Annotated in this window: 15 protein-coding genes; 5 read left to right on the top strand and 10 right to left on the bottom strand. The window is 70.9% G+C overall.

All coding sequences use genetic code 11. The annotated features are described in order from the left end of the window. Nucleotides 1–5: 5 nt before the first annotated feature. Nucleotides 6–1,106, top strand: a complete 1,101-nt coding sequence (locus ACFYXH_RS09305) for a citrate synthase 2 (protein WP_389561478.1) — start codon at nucleotides 6–8, stop codon at nucleotides 1,104–1,106. A 97-nt stretch (nucleotides 1,107–1,203) separates the two neighbouring features. Here the strand turns inward: ACFYXH_RS09305 and ACFYXH_RS09300 are convergent, their stop codons facing one another. The 10 genes from ACFYXH_RS09300 to ACFYXH_RS09255 form a co-directional block, all read right to left on the bottom strand. Next, complete coding sequence (locus ACFYXH_RS09300) at nucleotides 1,204–2,211, bottom strand: isopenicillin N synthase family dioxygenase (protein ID WP_389561477.1); 1,008 nt, start codon at nucleotides 2,209–2,211, stop codon at nucleotides 1,204–1,206. A 286-nt stretch (nucleotides 2,212–2,497) separates the two neighbouring features. Continuing rightward, a complete protein-coding gene (locus ACFYXH_RS09295; protein ID WP_389561476.1) occupies nucleotides 2,498–3,076 on the bottom strand; it encodes a TetR/AcrR family transcriptional regulator in 579 nt (192 codons plus the stop codon). Beyond that, complete coding sequence (locus ACFYXH_RS09290) at nucleotides 3,064–3,798, bottom strand: enoyl-CoA hydratase family protein (RefSeq protein WP_389561475.1); 735 nt, start codon at nucleotides 3,796–3,798, stop codon at nucleotides 3,064–3,066. The genes ACFYXH_RS09295 and ACFYXH_RS09290 overlap by 13 nt, the downstream gene beginning before the upstream one ends. Continuing rightward, entirely contained in the window at nucleotides 3,795–5,378 is a 1,584-nt protein-coding gene (locus ACFYXH_RS09285; protein ID WP_389561474.1) for an AMP-binding protein, read from the bottom strand. Before ACFYXH_RS09285 ends, ACFYXH_RS09290 begins: the two co-directional genes overlap by 4 nt. A 41-nt stretch (nucleotides 5,379–5,419) precedes the next feature. Next, nucleotides 5,420–6,547 carry an acyl-CoA dehydrogenase family protein gene (locus ACFYXH_RS09280; protein ID WP_389561473.1) on the bottom strand — a complete coding sequence of 376 codons (1,128 nt, stop codon included), beginning with the start codon at nucleotides 6,545–6,547 and terminating at the stop codon, nucleotides 5,420–5,422. Next, entirely contained in the window at nucleotides 6,544–8,469 is a 1,926-nt protein-coding gene (locus tag ACFYXH_RS09275) for a biotin carboxylase N-terminal domain-containing protein (RefSeq protein ID WP_389561472.1), read from the bottom strand. The genes ACFYXH_RS09280 and ACFYXH_RS09275 overlap by 4 nt, the downstream gene beginning before the upstream one ends. Nucleotides 8,470–8,476: 7 nt before the next feature. Further along, nucleotides 8,477–10,075, bottom strand: a complete 1,599-nt coding sequence (locus ACFYXH_RS09270; RefSeq protein ID WP_389561471.1) for an acyl-CoA carboxylase subunit beta — start codon at nucleotides 10,073–10,075, stop codon at nucleotides 8,477–8,479. Next, entirely contained in the window at nucleotides 10,072–11,748 is a 1,677-nt protein-coding gene (locus tag ACFYXH_RS09265) for an acyclic terpene utilization AtuA family protein (RefSeq protein WP_389561470.1), read from the bottom strand. Before ACFYXH_RS09265 ends, ACFYXH_RS09270 begins: the two co-directional genes overlap by 4 nt. After that, entirely contained in the window at nucleotides 11,748–12,536 is a 789-nt protein-coding gene (locus tag ACFYXH_RS09260) for a TIGR03084 family metal-binding protein (protein WP_389561469.1), read from the bottom strand. Before ACFYXH_RS09260 ends, ACFYXH_RS09265 begins: the two co-directional genes overlap by 1 nt. 80 nt (nucleotides 12,537–12,616) lie before the next feature. Next, nucleotides 12,617–13,579 (bottom strand): DMT family transporter, encoded by a 963-nt coding sequence (locus ACFYXH_RS09255; RefSeq protein ID WP_389561821.1) that lies wholly within the window; start codon nucleotides 13,577–13,579, stop codon nucleotides 12,617–12,619. A 156-nt stretch (nucleotides 13,580–13,735) separates the two neighbouring features. On the opposite strand from ACFYXH_RS09255, the gene ACFYXH_RS09250 reads away from it, so the two are divergent. The 4 genes from ACFYXH_RS09250 (at nucleotide 13,736) to ACFYXH_RS09235 (ending at nucleotide 16,282) form a co-directional block, all read left to right on the top strand. Further along, nucleotides 13,736–14,596, top strand: coding sequence for a LysR family transcriptional regulator (locus ACFYXH_RS09250; RefSeq protein WP_389561468.1), 861 nt, complete (start codon nucleotides 13,736–13,738; stop codon nucleotides 14,594–14,596). Nucleotides 14,597–14,711: 115 nt separating this feature from the next. Next, nucleotides 14,712–14,927, top strand: a complete 216-nt coding sequence (locus ACFYXH_RS09245; RefSeq protein WP_389561467.1) for a hypothetical protein — start codon at nucleotides 14,712–14,714, stop codon at nucleotides 14,925–14,927. Then, the gene (locus ACFYXH_RS09240; protein WP_389561466.1) at nucleotides 14,908–15,441 is read left to right on the top strand and encodes a DUF6879 family protein; all 534 of its coding nucleotides are present in this window, start codon (nucleotides 14,908–14,910) and stop codon (nucleotides 15,439–15,441) included. The genes ACFYXH_RS09245 and ACFYXH_RS09240 overlap by 20 nt, the downstream gene beginning before the upstream one ends. Further along, nucleotides 15,425–16,282 carry a helix-turn-helix domain-containing protein gene (locus tag ACFYXH_RS09235; protein ID WP_389561465.1) on the top strand — a complete coding sequence of 286 codons (858 nt, stop codon included), beginning with the start codon at nucleotides 15,425–15,427 and terminating at the stop codon, nucleotides 16,280–16,282. The genes ACFYXH_RS09240 and ACFYXH_RS09235 overlap by 17 nt, the downstream gene beginning before the upstream one ends. Nucleotides 16,283–16,355: the final 73 nt, after the last annotated feature.

Genomic DNA, 16,355 nt, shown 5'->3' with positions numbered 1-16,355 from the left:
GCCTGATGTCCGACTTCGTACCTGGACTCGAGGGAGTCGTCGCGTTCGAAACGGAGATCGCCGAACCCGACAAGGAGGGCGGCTCTCTCCGCTACCGGGGCGTCGATATCGAGGATCTGGTGGGCCACGTCTCCTTCGGGAACGTGTGGGGCCTGCTCGTCGACGGCGCCTTCAACCCCGGCCTGCCCCCGGCCGAGCCCTTCCCCATCCCGGTGCACTCCGGCGACATCCGGGTCGATGTGCAGTCGGCGCTGGCGATGCTCGCCCCGGTGTGGGGTCTGAAGCCGCTGCTCGACATCGACGAGGCGACGGCCCGCGACGACCTGGCGCGGGCCGCGGTGATGGCGCTGTCGTACGTCGCCCAGTCGGCGCGCGGCCAGGGCCTGCCGATGGTCCCGCAGAAGGAGATCGACAAGGCGCAGTCCGTCGTCGAGCGCTTCATGATCCGCTGGCGCGGGGAGCCGGACCCGCGGCACGTCAAGGCCGTCGACGCGTACTGGACGTCGGCCGCCGAGCACGGCATGAATGCCTCCACGTTCACCGCCCGGGTCATCGCGTCCACCGGCGCGGATGTGGCGGCCGCGCTGTCGGGTGCGGTCGGCGCCATGTCGGGGCCGCTGCACGGTGGCGCGCCGTCCCGTGTGCTCGGCATGATCGAGGAGATCGAGCGCACGGGTGACGCGACCGCGTATGTGAAGCGGGCCCTGGACAAGGGCGAGCGGCTGATGGGCTTCGGGCACCGCGTCTACCGGGCCGAGGACCCTCGGGCGCGCGTGCTGCGCCGTACGGCCAAGGAGCTGGACGCGCCGCGCTTCGAGGTGGCGGAGGCGCTGGAGCGGGCCGCGCTGGAGGAGCTGCACAACCGCCGCCCGGACCGCGTCCTGGCGACGAACGTGGAGTTCTGGGCGGCGATCATGCTGGACTTCGCGGAGGTCCCGGCGCATATGTTCACGTCGATGTTCACCTGTGCCCGTACGGCGGGCTGGTCGGCGCACATCCTGGAGCAGAAGCGCACGGGCCGGCTGGTGCGTCCGTCCGCGCGGTACATCGGGCCCGCGCCGCGGAACCCGCGCGAGATCGTCGGCTACGACGACATCGCGGACTGACCTCGCGGACCGACCTTCCGGACTTACGTCCCGAGGAAGTTGCGGTACGGCGCCGAGTCCCTGGTCGCAGGGGTACGGCGCCGTTCGCGTGCCGTCGTCACGCCGGGACGAGCAGGTCCTGGTGGTGGCGGGCGGCCACCTGCGGGTGGGCCCGCAGCCAGCCCTTGAGCTCGTTGCGGCCGTACTCGGCGAAGAGCGGGTTGGCCGGGTCGGCGGTGACACCGGGCGCGTCCGCCGCGTGCGGGAAGGGCACCGGGGCGATCCGGGCGTCCAGGCGCGGGTTGTAGAAGAACGGCACGGAGTAGCGCTCGGTGGCCCCGGCCGGGCTGACCACACGGTGGTTGGTGGCCAGCAGATAGCCGTTGGTGGCGACTTCGAGGAGCTCGCCGAGGTTGACGACGAAGGCGCCGGGGATCGGCGGCACCTCGTGGAAGAGCCCGTCTCCGCGCTGTACCTGGAGGCCGCCTATCTCGTCCTGGTGGAGCAGCGTGAGGAAGCCGTAGTCCTTGTGGGCGCCGACGCCCTGGTCGCTGCCGTCGCCTGCGCTGCCCGGGTAGCGGACCAGCTTGAGGTGCAGATGGGGCCGGTCGGCGAAGATCTCGTCGTAGAAGTCCGGGGGCGCGCCGATGGCGGCGAGCAGCTCGTGCAGCAGCTTGTGCGCGACGCCGCTGAGCCGGTCGATCCAGCCGAGTGCGGCGGTGCGCAGGGCCGGGAGGGCGGCGGGCCACTGGTTGGGGCCTTCCAGCCACCAGTAGCCGGGCTCGCCGGGTGCGGGGATGTGTGCGGGGCGTTCGGCGCCGATGTCGAGCTGGTCGCGCCAGTCGCGGCTGCCGCCGGTGCGTTCGTCGCCGGTGCGGGTGTAGCCGCGGAAGTGGGGCGAGTTGAGGTTGGAGACGGCGAGCCGGTCCGCCTCGGGGAGGGCGAAGAAGGCCCGCATCGCGCCGGTGAGGGCGGTGGTCTCGGCCTCGCTGACGCCGTGGCCGATGAGCTGGAAGAAGCCGACGTCGTGGGCGGCGCTGTGGAGCTGCGCGTGGAGCAGCGCACGGGACTGGGGGCCTCGGTCGGCTGCGGAGAGGTCGATGACGGGAAGCTGCAAGTACGACATGGGTACGTCCGCTGAGGTGTGGCCCGGCCGCCGCTCCCGGCGATGGCCGGGACACGTACCGCCGACGGGCCGCCTGGGTGGGGCGGAGCCGGGGTGACCGGGTGGGGTGGAGAGGGGGGCCGGGTCAGACGGAGCGTCGACAGCCCATGCTCGTGACGCGGACGTAGTCCACGTGACGGCGGCGTACAAGCAGAAGCATTGGCCCAGGATACTGCGGAGGGGCCGGGACGCCAGTGGCCCGCGTCACAGCCCCGGGCCCTGGGCGGTGGGCCGCCTCTGTGAGGGATCAGCCCAGCGCCTCGTCCAGCAGTGCCGCCCACTGGGCCACCACTCTCTGACGGCGCGCGGTGTCATCCGTGAGGAGGTTGGCGAGGCCCAGGCCGCGGGCCATGTCGAGCAGGCCCTGGACCGTTTCGCGTACGCCGGGCCGTGACTCGTCCGCGTCCAGCAGCTGGACCGCGATCCGATGGGTCTCGCGGCCGACGCGCGCCTCCAGCTCCGTGACGCGCGAACGCAGTTGCTCCTCGTTGGACGCGGCGACCCACAGCTGCAGGGCGGCCCGGAACAGCGGCCCCGTATAGAGGTCGACGAGGGCCGCGACGAGCGCCGTCCGGTCCTGTGTCGCCAGCTCCCGCAACGCCTGCGAGCGCTCCTCCGCGACGTACTCCACCGCCGCCGTGAACAGATCCTCCCTGGTCGGGAAGTGGTGCTGGGCCGCACCCCGCGAGACCCCGGCCCGCTCGGCGACGACCGAGACGGTCGAGCCCGCCCAGCCGCGCTCGGCGAGGCAGGACACCGCGGCCTCGAGCAGCCGCTGCCGGGTGGCCCGGCTGCGGTCCTGCTTGGGAGGTGTCACAACACCCATGCGGGGTCCCGTCGTTCGAGGAAGGCGGTCATGCCCTCGCGTGCTTCCGCCGACGCGAAGAGCGAGGCCGAGCGCTGGACCAGGTCTTCGGCGTCCCGGTCGAAGGTCTCCAGCACCCTAGCCGCGAGCAGCTGCTTCGATGCGGCCAGGCCCTGCGGGGAGGCTCTGCGCAGCCCGTCCAGCACGGGGCCGAGCGCGAGGTCCACATCGTCTGCGGCGAGCGTGATCAGTCCGATGCGGGCCGCTTCCGCCGCGTCGAAGCGTTCGCCGGTGAGGTAGTAGCGCTCGGCCGCGCGCGGGTCCAGGCGCGGCAGCAGTGGCAGCGAGATCACGGCGGGCGCGACCCCGATGCGTACCTCCGTGAAGGCGAAGTCCGCGGCGCTCGTGGCGGCGGCGATGTCGCAGGCGCCGAGCAGACCGAGGCCGCCGGCCCGTACATGGCCGGTGACACGGGCCACCACGGGCTTCGGCAGCGTGACGATCTGCCGCAGCAGACCGACGAAGGTGTACGGATTGGGCGGGGCCTTCAGATCGGCGCCCGCGCTGAACGTGGAACCGGTGTGGGTGAGGACGACGGCCCGTACGGTCTCGTCCTTGCCGCAGTCGGTCAGTGCCTGGGCCAGCTCGCCGACGAGCCGCGCCGACAGGGCGTTGCGGTTCTCCGGCGAATCCAGCGTCAGGGTGGTGATGCCGCGCTCGTGGGCGGTGGCGACCAGCGTCACGTGTTCTCCCTCTCCCGGTCCCTCAGTTCACGCCTGAGGATCTTTCCCGAGGCGGCGCGCGGCACGCCGCCGATGAACTCGACGCGGCGGACCTTCTTGTACGGCGCCACGCGCTCGGCGACGTAGGCGAGGACGTCGTCCTCGGTGAGCTCCTCCGCGACCCGCTGCCGTACGACGTACGCCTTCGGGATCTCGTTCCCGTCCGCGTCGTACACCCCGATGACCGCCGCGTCGGCGATGCCTTCGTGAGTGAGCAGCAGCGCCTCCAGCTCGGCGGGTGCGACCTGGAAGCCCTTGTACTTGATGAGTTCCTTGACCCGGTCGACGACGAAGAGCCAGCCGTCGGCGTCGACGCGCCCGATGTCGCCGGTGTGTACCCAGCCGTCGGCGTCGATCATGTCGGCGGTGGCGTCGGGGCGGCCGAGGTAGCCCTTCATCACCTGCGGTCCGCGGATCGCGACCTCGCCCTCCTCGCCGACGCCGACGTCCTTGCCGGGATCGGCGAGAGAGAGGATCCGCATCTCGGTGTTGGGCAGGAGCTGTCCTACGGCCCCGGGCGGCGGGGCCGCCGCGGCCAGCGGCACCACGTGTGTGCCGGGTGAGAGCTCGGTCATGCCGTACGCCTGCAGGACCGGCGGCAATCCCAGCCGGGCCGAGCAGGCCTGTGCCAGCTGGGCGTCGAGCGGGGCCGCGGCGCTGACGATGTACTCGAGCGACGACAGGTCGTACTGCGCGACGGCCGGGTGCTTGGCGAGGATGAGGACGATCGGCGGGGCGACGTACAGACCGTTGATGCGGTGCTTCTCGATCGCCGCGAGGAAGGTGTCGAGCTCGAAGCGGGGCAGTACGACAACGGTGGCACCGTGGCTGAGCGGGGCGTTCATCAGGGCGGTGAGGCCGTAGATGTGGAAGAAGGGCAGCACGGCGAGGATGCGGTCGCCGGGGCCCATCGGGATCATCGGGTGGAGCTGCGCGAGGTTGGTCGCGATGGAGCGGTGGGTGAGCATGACGCCCTTGGGGACGCCGGTGGTGCCGGAGGAGTACGGCAGGGCCGCGACGTCCTCGGACGGGTCGATGGTGATGTCCGGCTCGGGTGCGGTCGAGCCGAGCATGTCGAGGATGCTCACATGCCCGTCGGAGCGGTCGCAGACGAAGATCTCCTCGATGCCGGCGACGAGTTCGGCGGCCCGGCGGGCGATCTCGAGGAGCGGTGAGACGGTGACGATCCAGCGGGCGGAGGAGTCGCGGAGCTGTTTGGCGAACTCCTCCGCCGTGGCGAGCGGATGGACGGTGGTGACGGAGGCACCGGCGCGCGTGGCCCCGTAGAAGACGGCGGGGTACGCGACGGTGTTGGGGCTGTGCAGGGCGAGGACATCGCCCTTGCGCAGACCCGCGTCGGCGAGCGAGGCGGCGATCCGGCGGTGGAAGGTGTCGAGCTGGGCGTACGTGAGGGTGGTGCCGTTCACCCCGTCGACCAGGGCGATCGTGTCGCCGTACTCGGCGGTGGCCCGGCCGAGCACCACGTCGTGGATCGGCTCGGCGACGGCGGGAACGTCTGCGTACTCGCTGTGGAACACCATTGCGGCCCCCTCGGCTCTGTGGACGGCCAGAATCCCCCGTCTCAGTACGACTTGGGGAGACCCAGGGACTGGTGGGATACGTAGTTGAGAATCATCTCGCGGCTGACCGGGGCGATCCGGGCGACGCGGGCGGCGGTGATCAGGGATGCGAGGCCGTACTCGCGGGTGAGGCCGTTGCCGCCGAGGGTGTGCACGGCCTGGTCGACGGCCTTGATGCAGGCTTCGCCGGCGGCGTACTTGGCCATGTTGGCTGCCTCGCCGGCGCCGATGTCGTCGCCGGCATCGTAGAGGGCGGCGGCCTTCTGCATCATCAGGCGGGCGAGTTCGAGCTCGATGTGGGCCTGGGCGAGGGGGTGGGCGATGGCCTGGTGGCCGCCGATGGGCTGCTTCCAGACCTGGCGGGTCCTCGCGTAGTCGATGGCTTTGGCGAGTGCGTACCGGCCCATGCCGATGCCGAAGGCGGCGGTCATGATGCGCTCGGGGTTGAGCCCGGCGAAGAGCTGGAGGAGCCCGGCGTCCTCGTCGCCCACGAGGGCGTTGTCGGGGAGGTGGACCTCGTCCAGCACGAGCTCGAACTGCTTCTCCTGCGCCTGGAGTTCCATGTCGATCTGCGAGCGCTGGAAGCCGTGGGCCTCGCGGGGCACGATGAAGAGACAGGGCTTGAGTTTGCCCGTGCGCGAGTCCTCGGTTCGGCCCACGATGAGGGTCGCGTCGGCGATGTCGACGCCCGAGATGAAGACCTTGCGGCCGTTGAGAATCCAGCCGTCGTCGGTCTTGCGGGCGGTGGTGGTGATCCGGTGCGAGTTCGACCCGGCGTCGGGCTCGGTGATGCCGAAAGCCATGGTGAGGCTGCCGTCGGAGAGACCGGGGAGCCAGGTGCGCTTCTGTTCGTCGGTGCCGAAGCGGGCGATGACAGTGCCGCAGATGGCGGGTGAGACGACCATCATGAGCAGCGGACAGCCGGCGGCGCCCAACTCCTCCAGAACAATGGACAGTTCCTGCATCCCACCGCCTCCGCCGCCGTGCTCCTCGGGGAGGTTCACGCCGAGGTAGCCGAGCTTGGCGGCCTCGGCCCACAGCTCTTCGCGTACGTATCCCCGGCCGTGCCGCTGCCCGAGTGCGGCAACGGCGGCACGCAGTGCGGTGTGTTCCTGGCTCTCGATGTTCATGACGCTGTCTCCTCCTGTGTGGCTGGCGCCACTACTTCGTTGACGACGGCGAGCAGAGCACCGACCTCGACCTGACGGCCGGGTACGGCGTGGAGCGCGGTGAGAATGCCGGAGGCGGGCGACACGATGCGGTGCTCCATCTTCATGGCCTCCAGCCAGACAAGCGGCTGCCCCTCTCTCACCCGGCTCCCTTCGGCGAGCCCCTCGCCGATCCGGACGACGGTCCCGGGCATGGGTGCGAGCAGCGAACCGGGCCGGGTCCGGTCCTGAGGGTCGGCGAACCGGGGCTGTACGGCGAGGGAGTGGGCGCCGGTGGGGCTGTCGACGTGGACGTGCCCGTCGCCGTGATCGGTGACGTCGAAGTGCCGTACGACTCCGTCGATCTCCAGCCGTACGCGGCGGGCGTCGGCGGTGACGACGCGGACGCCGGGATCGTCGACGAGTTCGAACCCGCCGCGGGTGGGGCGGTAGCGGACCTCGTGGTCGCCGTAGACCTTGAGCTGTGCCTGGGACGGCAGGTTCCGCCAGGCGCCGAGCCGTGCGGTGACGGTTGTGCCGGGGCGGCTCACGGCATCCGCGAGGGCGGCGGCGACGGCCGCGTGGCGCTCTCCTTCGGCGGGCGCGGTGAGCGCGTCGAGGTTGCGCTCGTAGAACCCGGTGTCGAGCTGTGCGCCGATGAACTCGGGGTGCTCCAGGGACCGTACGAGCAGCTCCCGGTTGGTGACGGGCCCGTGCAGGCGCGCCCGCCGCAGGGCGTGGGCGAGCCGCCGCACGGCTTCGTCGCGGGTGGGCGCCCAGGCGATGACCTTGGCGATCATGGGGTCGTAGTGCACGCCGATGGAGTCACCGGCGGTGTATCCCGTGTCGACGCGCAGGCCGGGGGCGGCTCCGGGGACCGCCAGCTCGTGCAGCACCCCCGTCTGCGGTGTCCACCCCTTCGACGGGTCCTCCGCGTACAGCCGCGCCTCCACCGCGTGGCCGTTCGCCGGTGGCGGGGTCTTGGGCAGCGCCGAGCCTTCCGCCACGCGCAGCTGGAGCGCCACCAGGTCGAGGCCGAACACCGCCTCGGTGACCGGGTGTTCCACCTGGAGGCGGGTGTTCATCTCCAGGAAGTGCGACCGGCCCTGTGGCGAGACCAGGAACTCCACCGTTCCCGCACCCCGGTAACCCACCGCCCGCGCCGCCGCGACCGCCGACTCGTGCAGCGTCGCGACCAGCGCGGCCGGCAGGCCCGGTGCCGGGGACTCCTCGATGACCTTCTGGTGCCGGCGCTGGAGCGAGCAGTCGCGCGTGCCCAGCGCCCACACCGTGCCGTACGCGTCCGCCAGGACCTGCACTTCCACATGGCGGCCGCGTTCGATGTACGGCTCCAGGAACACCTCGCCGTCACCGAACGCCGACGCCGCCTCCGACGCGGCTGCCTCCAACTCGCCGCTCAGAGCCGCGAGTTCGCGGACGACGCGCATGCCCCGGCCGCCACCCCCTGCCGCCGCCTTCACCAGCAGCGGCAGGTCCGCCTCCGTGACCGTCGCCGGGTCGAGCGGCGCGCCGCCCATCAGCTCCTTCGCCCGTGTCTTGGACGCCATCGCCTCGATGGCGGAAGGCGGCGGGCCGATCCACACCAGACCCGCGTCAGCCACCGCCCGTGCGAACTCCGCGTTCTCGGACAGGAAGCCGTACCCCGGGTGCACCGCATCCGCGCCCGCCGCCAGCGCCGCCTTCACGATCAGGTCGCCGCGCAGATACGTGTCCGCGGGCGCAGCACCCGGCAGCCGTACCGCCGCGTCCGCCTCCCGGACATGCAGCGCCGACGCGTCCGCGTCCGAGTACACCGCGACCGTCGCGATCCCCAGCTCCCGGCACGTACGGAACACCCGGCACGCGATCTCGCCCCGGTTGGCGACAAGAACAGAAGAGATCATCACTGCCTCACATCCGGAAGACGCCGAAGCCGCCGCGCGCGCCTTCGACCGGTGCCGTGTGGATCGCGGACAGACAGAGCCCCAGCACCGTCCGCGTATCGCGCGGGTCGATGACCCCGTCGTCGTACAGCCGCCCCGAGAGGAACATCGGCAGCGACTCCGCCTCGATCTGCTGCTCCACCATCGCCCGCAGACCGGCGTCCGCCTCGTCGTCGTACGGCCGGCCCTTCGCCGCCGCCGACGCGCGGGCGACGATCGACAGCACACCCGCCAGCTGCTGCGGCCCCATCACCGCGGACTTGGCGCTCGGCCAGGCGAAGAGGAACCGCGGGTCGTACGCCCGCCCGCACATTCCGTAGTGCCCGGCCCCGTACGACGCGCCCATCAGAACCGACAGATGCGGGACGCGCGAGTTGGACACCGCGTTGATCATCATCGCGCCGTGCTTGATGATGCCGCCCTGCTCGTACTCCTTGCCGACCATGTAGCCGGTGGTGTTGTGCAGGAAGACCAGCGGCACATCGCGCTGGTTGGCGAGCTGGATGAACTGCGCCGCCTTCTGCGACTCCGCGCTGAACAGCACGCCCTGCGCATTGGCAAGCACACCCACCGGATAGCCGTGCAGCGACGCCCACCCGGTGACCAGGCTCGGCCCGTACAGCGGCTTGAACTCGTCGAAGTCCGAGCCGTCGACGATCCGTGCGATCACCTCGCGCGGGTCGAAGGGTGTGCGCAGATCGCCGGGCACGATGCCGAGGAGCTCCTCCTCGTCGTACTTGGGCGCCGCGGCCGGACCCGGATCGGCGTGCGCCTTGCGCCAGTTGAGGCGGGCGACGACCCGCCGGGCCTGCCGCAACGCGTCCGCCTCGTCGAGGGCGAAATAGTCGGCGAGGCCTGACGTACGGGCGTGCATCTCCGCGCCGCCGAGCGATTCGTCGTCGCTCTCCTCACCCGTCGCCATCTTCACCAGCGGCGGTCCGCCGAGGAAAACCTTCGACCGATCCTTGATCATGATGGTGTGGTCGGACATACCGGGGACGTACGCCCCGCCCGCCGTCGAGTTCCCGAAGACGACCGCGATCGTCGGAATGCCGGCCGCCGACAGCCGGGTGATGTCCCGGAAGAGCGCCCCGCCCGGGATGAAGATCTCCTTCTGGGAGGGCAGATCCGCGCCGCCGGACTCGACGAGAGAGATACAGGGCAGGCGGTTGGCGTACGCGATCTCGTTGGCGCGCAGGGCCTTCTTCAGCGTCCAGGGGTTGGACGCCCCGCCGCGCACCGTCGGATCGTTCGCGGTGATCAGGCACTCGACGCCCTCCACCACACCGATGCCGGTGACCATCGACGCACCCACCGGATAGTCGCTGCCCCAGGCGGCGAGCGGGGACAGCTCGAGGAAGGGCGTGTCGGGGTCGAGGAGCAGCTCGATGCGCTCGCGCGCCAGCAGCTTGCCGCGCCCCCGGTGCCGGGCGATGTACTTCTCGCCGCCGCCCGCGAGCGCCTTGGCGTGCTCGGCGTCCAGCTCGGCGAGCTTGCCGAGCATGGTGTCGCGGTGGGCGGCGAATTCGGGGCCCGCGGGGTCGAGGGCCGAGGCGAGCACGGTCACAACAGTTCCTCCGGGATGTCGACGTACCGCGAGCGGAGCCACTCGCCGAGCGCCTTCGCCTGCGGGTCGAAGCGGGCCTGCGCCGCGACGCCTTCGCCGAGGATCCCCTCGACCGTGAAGTTCAGGGCTCGTAGATTCGGCAGGACATGGCGTACGACCTTCAGCCCTGCGGTCTCCGGGAGCAGCGCGCGGAAGCGGTCCACGGTCAGTTCGTGGGCGAGCCAGCGCCAGGCGTCGTCGGTCCTGGCCCACACCCCGACATTGGCGTCGCCGCCCTTGTCGCCGCTGCGGGCGCCGGCGATCAGGCCGAGCGGGGCGGCGCGGTGGGGCCCGGCGGTGTCCAGTGCCGGCGGCAGCGCACCGGCCTCTTCCAAGTGACCGACTTCCCTCGTACATACGGGAGTCGGCACGGCCACCCGTCGTCCGTCCGGCAGTACGGCCGTGTGCGCCACCTCGGCCAGGTCCACATACTCGGCCTCGAAGACCCCGTACGGCGCGCCCTTCCCGGGCGGCGCCGTCACATGGAAGCCCGGGTAGCTGCCGAGCGCCAGCTCGATCGCCGCGCCGCTCACCGCGCGCCCGACCTTGTCCGGGTCGCTGTCGCGGACCACGAGGCGCAGATACGCGCTGGCCCGCTCCTCGGTGTCGCCGTCCGGCCGCTCGGTGCGGGCCAGCTCCCAACGCACCTCCGCCGGAGGGGATTTGCCGAAGGCCTCCGCCAGCTGCTCCTGCACCAGACGTGCCTTGGCCTCGATGTCGAGTCCGGTGAGTACGAACACGACCTCGTTGCGCCAGCCGCCGAGCCGGTTGAGTCCGACCTTCAGTCGGGGCGGCGGGGCCTCGCCGCGTACGCCGGAGATCCGCACCCGGTCCGGTCCGTCCTGCGCCAGCCGTACGGTGTCGAGGCGGGCGGTGACGTCCGGCCCGGCGTACCTCGCGCCTCCGGTCTCGTACAGCAGCTGCGCGGTGACCGTGCCGACGTCCACGAGTCCGCCCGTGCCGTCGTGCTTGGTGATGACGCAGGTGCCGTCGGCGTGGATCTCGGTGAGCGGGAAGCCGGGGCGGCGTACGTCATGGCCGCTGAAGAACGCGTAATTGCCGCCGGTGGCCTGGGTGCCGCATTCGAGTACGTGCCCGGCGACGACCGCGCCCGCGAGCGCGTCGTAGTCCTCGGGCCCCCAGCCGAAGTGCGCGGCCGCTGGTCCGGTGACCAGGGCGGCGTCGGTGACCCGGCCGGTGACGACGACATCGGCCCCGGCGCGCAGGCACTCGGCGATACCGGCGCCGCCGAGGTAGGCGTTGGCGCTGAGGGCGTCCGGGAAGCGGGCGGCGAGGTCGTCGCCCTCGACATGCGCGACCTGGACCGGGACGCCGACCCGGTCGGCAAGCTCGCGGACCGCGGTCGCCAGCCCCGCCGGGTTGAGCCCGCCCGCATTGGCGACGATCTTCACACCGCGCTCGTGGGCGAGCCCGAGGCTCTCCTCCAGCTGCTTGAGGAAGGTCTTGGCGTAGCCGAGGCGGGGGTCCTTCAGCCGGTCGCGGCCGAGGATGAGCATGGTGAGCTCGGCGAGATAGTCGCCGGTCAGTACGTCCAGCGGCCCGCCGGTGAGCATCTCCTTCATCGCGTCGAAGCGGTCGCCGTAGAAGCCGGACGCGTTGCCGATCCGCAGCATCACGCCGCCTTGGGGTCGCGGCCGGGGCCCGCAGGTCCTGCGAAGGCCTGCGCGATGTCCAGCCAGCGGTCGGCGTCGGTGCCCTGGGCCCGTACGGCGAGATCGTCGCGGTGGGCCCGCTGCGTGACCAGCAGACAGAAGTCGAGCGCGGGCCCGGTGACGCGCTGCGCGGCGTCCTCGGGGCCGTACGCCCAGAGCTCGCCGCCGGGCGCGGTCAGCTCCACCCGGAAAGGATCGGCCGGCGGCGTCAGCCCCCGTACTCCGAAGGCGAAGTCGCGCGCCCGGATCCCGATGTACGCGACATGCCGCAGCCGTGCGGTCGGTTCGCGCACGACGCCGAGCGCGTCGGCGATGTCCTGTCCGTGCGCCCAGGTCTCCATCAGCCGCCCGGTCGCCATCGACGCGGCGCTCATAGGAGGCCCGTACCAGGGGAAGCGGGCGCCGGCCGGGGCCTGGCGCAGAGCCTGTTGCAGCCGCTCGCGGCCGTCGCGCCAGCGGGCCAGCAGCTCACCGGGCGGTAGCGCGGCGCCCGCCTCGGTGCCCTCATCCACGAAGGAGTCCGGCGCGGCGATGGCCTTCTCGACCTGGGCGGCGAAGGCCTCGGGGTCGGTGACGGCCAGCAGCGCGGCGGCGTCGGTCCAGGCGAGGTGGGCGATCTGATGGGCGACGCTCCAGCGCGGCGCGGGCGTCGGCCCCGCCCACTGTGCGGGATTCAACTCCCCTACCAGCAGGTCGAGTTCATCGCTTTCGCTACGCAAGTCGTCGAGTACGACGGCCGGGTCGGACACGGTGCGCTCCCTCGGGACACGACGTTGTGTGTCCCGGAGCATGGCAGCGCACGGAGAAACAAGCAAGCATGCTTGCTTGATTACTGTGTCTTTCTGGCCACCTGCGTCCGTACCGCGCCCATGCTCGCCGCGATGACCAGCGCGATCGCCAAGGCGTCGACCATGGAAAGGTCCTGATGCAGTACGAGGAACCCGGCCGTGGCGGCGATCGCCGGCTCCAGGCTCATCAGCACCGCGAAGGTCGGGGCGGGCAGCCGGCGCAGCGCGAGCAGCTCCAGGGTGTACGGGAGTACGGACGACATCAGCGCGACGGCAAGTCCGAGACCGAGCGTGGACGGCACGAGCAGCGTGGATCCGGCCTCCGCGATCCCGAGCGGCAGACTCAGTACGGCGCCGACCGCCATGGCCAGCGCGAGCCCGTCGGCCTGCGGGAAGCGCCGCCCGGTGCGGGCGCTGAAGACGATGTACGCGGCCCACATCGCGCCCGCGGAGAGCGCGAACAGCGCGCCCACGGGGTCGAGCCGGACGAAGCCGCCGCCGCTGAGCAGGACCACGCCGCCGAGCGCGAGGCCCGCCCAGACGAGATTGACCAGCCGCCGCGACACGATCACCGACAGCGCCAGCGGGCCGAGGACCTCGAAGGTGACAGCGGCACCGAGCGGGATGCGGTCGACGGCCTGGTAGAAGAGGACGTTCATGGCGGCCATGGCGGCGCCGAAGGCGACAACGGTTCCCCAGTCGGCGCGCGAGTGCCCGCGGAGTTTGGGCCGGCAGACGACGAGCAGGACGAGCGCGGCGAGCACGAGTCGGAGGGTGACGACACCGAGAGCTCCCGCTCGCGGCATGAGCAGTACGGCGATGGAAGCGCCGAACTGGACGGACAGCGCACCGGCGACGACGAGGGCGACGGGGCCGAGGGTGCGGCGGGATCGCGTGCCGCGACCGGTGCCGGTGGCGTCGCCGGTGCCGCGACCGGCGCCGTCGCCGCTGCCGCGACCGGTGCCGTCGCCGCGCCCGCGACCGGGGCTTTCGGCGGCATCCAGGGCTGCGGCTGCCTCGAGCTCGCCCGTGACGACACTGGTACGGGTTTCGTCCACCGCACACCTCCCTGACTGATTCCGGCCGCCGACCCCCTCCACGCTACGGGCGCGGGCTCGCTGCGTGAAATACCAATTGGGCTGGGGTTATGCTCCAGACGCATGAGCATCGAGCTGCGCCATCTCCGCTGCTTCCTGGCCATCGCGGAGGAGTCCAGCGTGACCGGGGCGGCGGTCCGGCTGCACCTGGCCCAGCCCACCGTCTCGCGCGCTCTCGCGGCGCTGGAAAAACATCTCGGCATCCGGCTCGTCGACCGCTCCACCCACCATCTCGCCCTCACTGCCGAGGGCCGGGCCTTCCGCGACAAGGCGGCGGCCGCGGTGGCCGCGTTCGACGAGGCGCTGGACCCCGGCCGACTGCGCAGGTGGCCACTGCGGCTCGGGCACGCCTGGTCCGCCCTCGGCCCGTACACGACCCCCTTGCTGCGCCGCTGGCAGCAGGACCACGCCGACACCCCGCTGGAACTCCTCCGCATCGACGACCGCACGGCGGGCCTGTCCCGCGGCGAGGTCGACGCGGCGGTGCTGCGGGGCCCGGTGGACACGCCCGGCCTGGTCACCGAGCTGCTCTTCACCGAGCCCCGCGTGGCAGCGGTGACGTCGGACGGCCCCCTGGCCGCACGCACCTCCCTGACCCTCGCGGAACTGGCGGCCGGGCCGGTCATCCTGAACACGGTCTCGGGCCTGACGACCCTCGACCTCTGGCCGCCGGAGCACCGCCCGACGTCCACGCTCACGGTCGCCAACACCGACGACTGGCTCACGGCGATCGCGGCAGGCCGGGGCACGGGGGTCTCGGTGGCCTCCACCTCCTCGATGCACCCGCACCCGGGCGTGACGTACCGCGCCCTGTCGGACGCGCCACCGGCACCGGTCCTGCTGGCGTGGCGCGAGAGGGCGCCGCATCCGGCGATCCCTCAACTGGCGGCGCTGGCGCGGGAGGTGGCGGCGTCGAAGCACTGACACTTGGCCAAGAGGCCACGTATCTATGCGAGAACGTGACTCAGGGGCTAGCCGGGCTTGCCCCGGGGCAATCACTCTCCGTAGCTTGCTGTCGACCGCTAAGGGAAGGGATCACATGGAATTAACCATGATCGCCGGCGGCCCGTGCAGTACGGGGGACGACGACAATTGCAATGCCGGTGACTGCCCCACCGTCTTCGCCACTGACCGACCGGACATGCTCGCGGTACAGGGCTACGACGTGGCCCACCGGACACCCAAGGGCGAGTCCGTCGTCCTGCTGCCCGAGGAAATCCTGAAGGAGGCCGCACGTGCCCGTGGATGGCTCTAGCCCTGTGCTGCTCGACGGCGACGAGTGGAAGGCATACTTCCGCAACTTCAAGCGCTCGGCATTCCGGCTTGAGGTGCACCAGGTGTACACAATGCCGGGCGAAGCCGAGACGTTCCGCAACTTCCTCGCCGGTGAGCCCATGCCGGAAGGCTTCAATTCGACGTGGCACCAGACGATCCAGGGGCACGCGGCGGCGGGCCGGAGCATGACCCGGGCCAAGCTGGTTCGTAGGCCATTGACGGACTACAGCCGCTACCTGTTCGAGTGGGGCATCGCAGGAAACGTCGCGGCCGGGGAGGACTACCGGATCGTGGACGTGACGGAACGGGAGGTCGACCTGCCGGACCAGGACTTCTGGATATTCGACGAGACGACGGTGGTGCACCTGAACTACCGGCCGGACGGGACTCAGATCAACCGGGAGTTGATCGAATCCCCCAACATAAGCCAGTACCTCGCATGGCGCGACCTGGCCCTAGAGAGTTCCGTTCCCTTCAGTGACTATCGAGCCTGAGCATCAAGCAAGAGAGCGGAAAAACTTGGCGGAGGCCCTCAAGGACCTCCGCCTTGCCGCCGGGCTGAGTGGTGAGCGCCTGGCGGTTCGCTGCAACATGAGCCAGACGAAAATCAGCCGCATCGAGACCGGTCGCGCCCTGCCCAGCGTGATCGACGTCGAGCGGATTCTGGCTGCTCTCGGAACGCCGCAGGAAGTGACCCAAGAACTGCTGGTACTGGCCCGCAGGGCGAACGTCGACTACGCGTCATGGCGGGCCTACGCGCGCGTCGGCCTTTACCACAAGCAGGCTGAGTTGCGAGCCCTGGAGCAGTCGTCCCGGGTAATGCGCCATTTCCTCCCTGCCGCCCCGACTGGGCTGCTGCACATCCGTGAGTATGCCGAACAGACGCTGTCTCGGACGGTTGCCAGCGAGCCGTCCAGAGACGTCAGCCGGGCCGTTGAGGCGCGCATGGAGCGTCAGGCCGTCCTGGACGACACTTCCCGGAGCTTCACGTTCTTGCTGACGGAGCAGGCCGTCAGGTGGCGCAGGGCAAGCTCACGGATAATGGCTGCCCAGTGCGCGCACATGGCCGATGTTTCGCTGAAGCCGAACGTCGAGATCGCGATTGTTCCGCAGGTTGTCCAGGTGCCCGCTATCCCGTTGAACATCTTCGTGATCTACGACGACCGCCTGGTGACCGTCGAGCTGTTCTCCGGGGAGGTGGTGCTGCGTGACCCCAGGGACATCTCTCAACACCTTGACCTGTTCGACCTGTTCCTCAGCCATGCTCTGACGGATACGGCAGCGACGGCATTCTTGAGAGACGCCGCCGATGAATTTATGCAACAACGCAACTGAGGCCACCAGGCAGTTGGAATCGGTACAACAATGACTCCATGCCGACCGAACAGAGGAATCCAAATCAGCAGCC

Origin of the sequence: Streptomyces sp. NPDC002730 (assembly GCF_042888805.1) — a bacterium.
Lineage (GTDB): Bacteria > Actinomycetota > Actinomycetes > Streptomycetales > Streptomycetaceae > Streptomyces.
Note: the sequence above shows the minus strand (reverse complement) of the source record. Positions and strands in the feature narration are given on the sequence as shown.

What these genes read in the sequence shown, in the direction of transcription:
- ACFYXH_RS09275 (WP_389561472.1), bottom strand. Translation starts at nt 8,469, where the DNA reads ATGATCTCTTCTGTTCTTGTCGCCAACCGGGGCGAGATCGCGTGCCGG.
- ACFYXH_RS09250 (WP_389561468.1), top strand. Translation starts at nt 13,736, where the DNA reads ATGAGCATCGAGCTGCGCCATCTCCGCTGCTTCCTGGCCATCGCGGAG.
- ACFYXH_RS09305 (WP_389561478.1), top strand. Translation starts at nt 6, where the DNA reads ATGTCCGACTTCGTACCTGGACTCGAGGGAGTCGTCGCGTTCGAAACG.
- ACFYXH_RS09245 (WP_389561467.1), top strand. Translation starts at nt 14,712, where the DNA reads ATGGAATTAACCATGATCGCCGGCGGCCCGTGCAGTACGGGGGACGAC.
- ACFYXH_RS09280 (WP_389561473.1), bottom strand. Translation starts at nt 6,547, where the DNA reads ATGAACATCGAGAGCCAGGAACACACCGCACTGCGTGCCGCCGTTGCC.
- ACFYXH_RS09295 (WP_389561476.1), bottom strand. Translation starts at nt 3,076, where the DNA reads ATGGGTGTTGTGACACCTCCCAAGCAGGACCGCAGCCGGGCCACCCGG.
- ACFYXH_RS09300 (WP_389561477.1), bottom strand. Translation starts at nt 2,211, where the DNA reads ATGTCGTACTTGCAGCTTCCCGTCATCGACCTCTCCGCAGCCGACCGA.
- ACFYXH_RS09285 (WP_389561474.1), bottom strand. Translation starts at nt 5,378, where the DNA reads ATGGTGTTCCACAGCGAGTACGCAGACGTTCCCGCCGTCGCCGAGCCG.
- ACFYXH_RS09265 (WP_389561470.1), bottom strand. Translation starts at nt 11,748, where the DNA reads ATGCTGCGGATCGGCAACGCGTCCGGCTTCTACGGCGACCGCTTCGAC.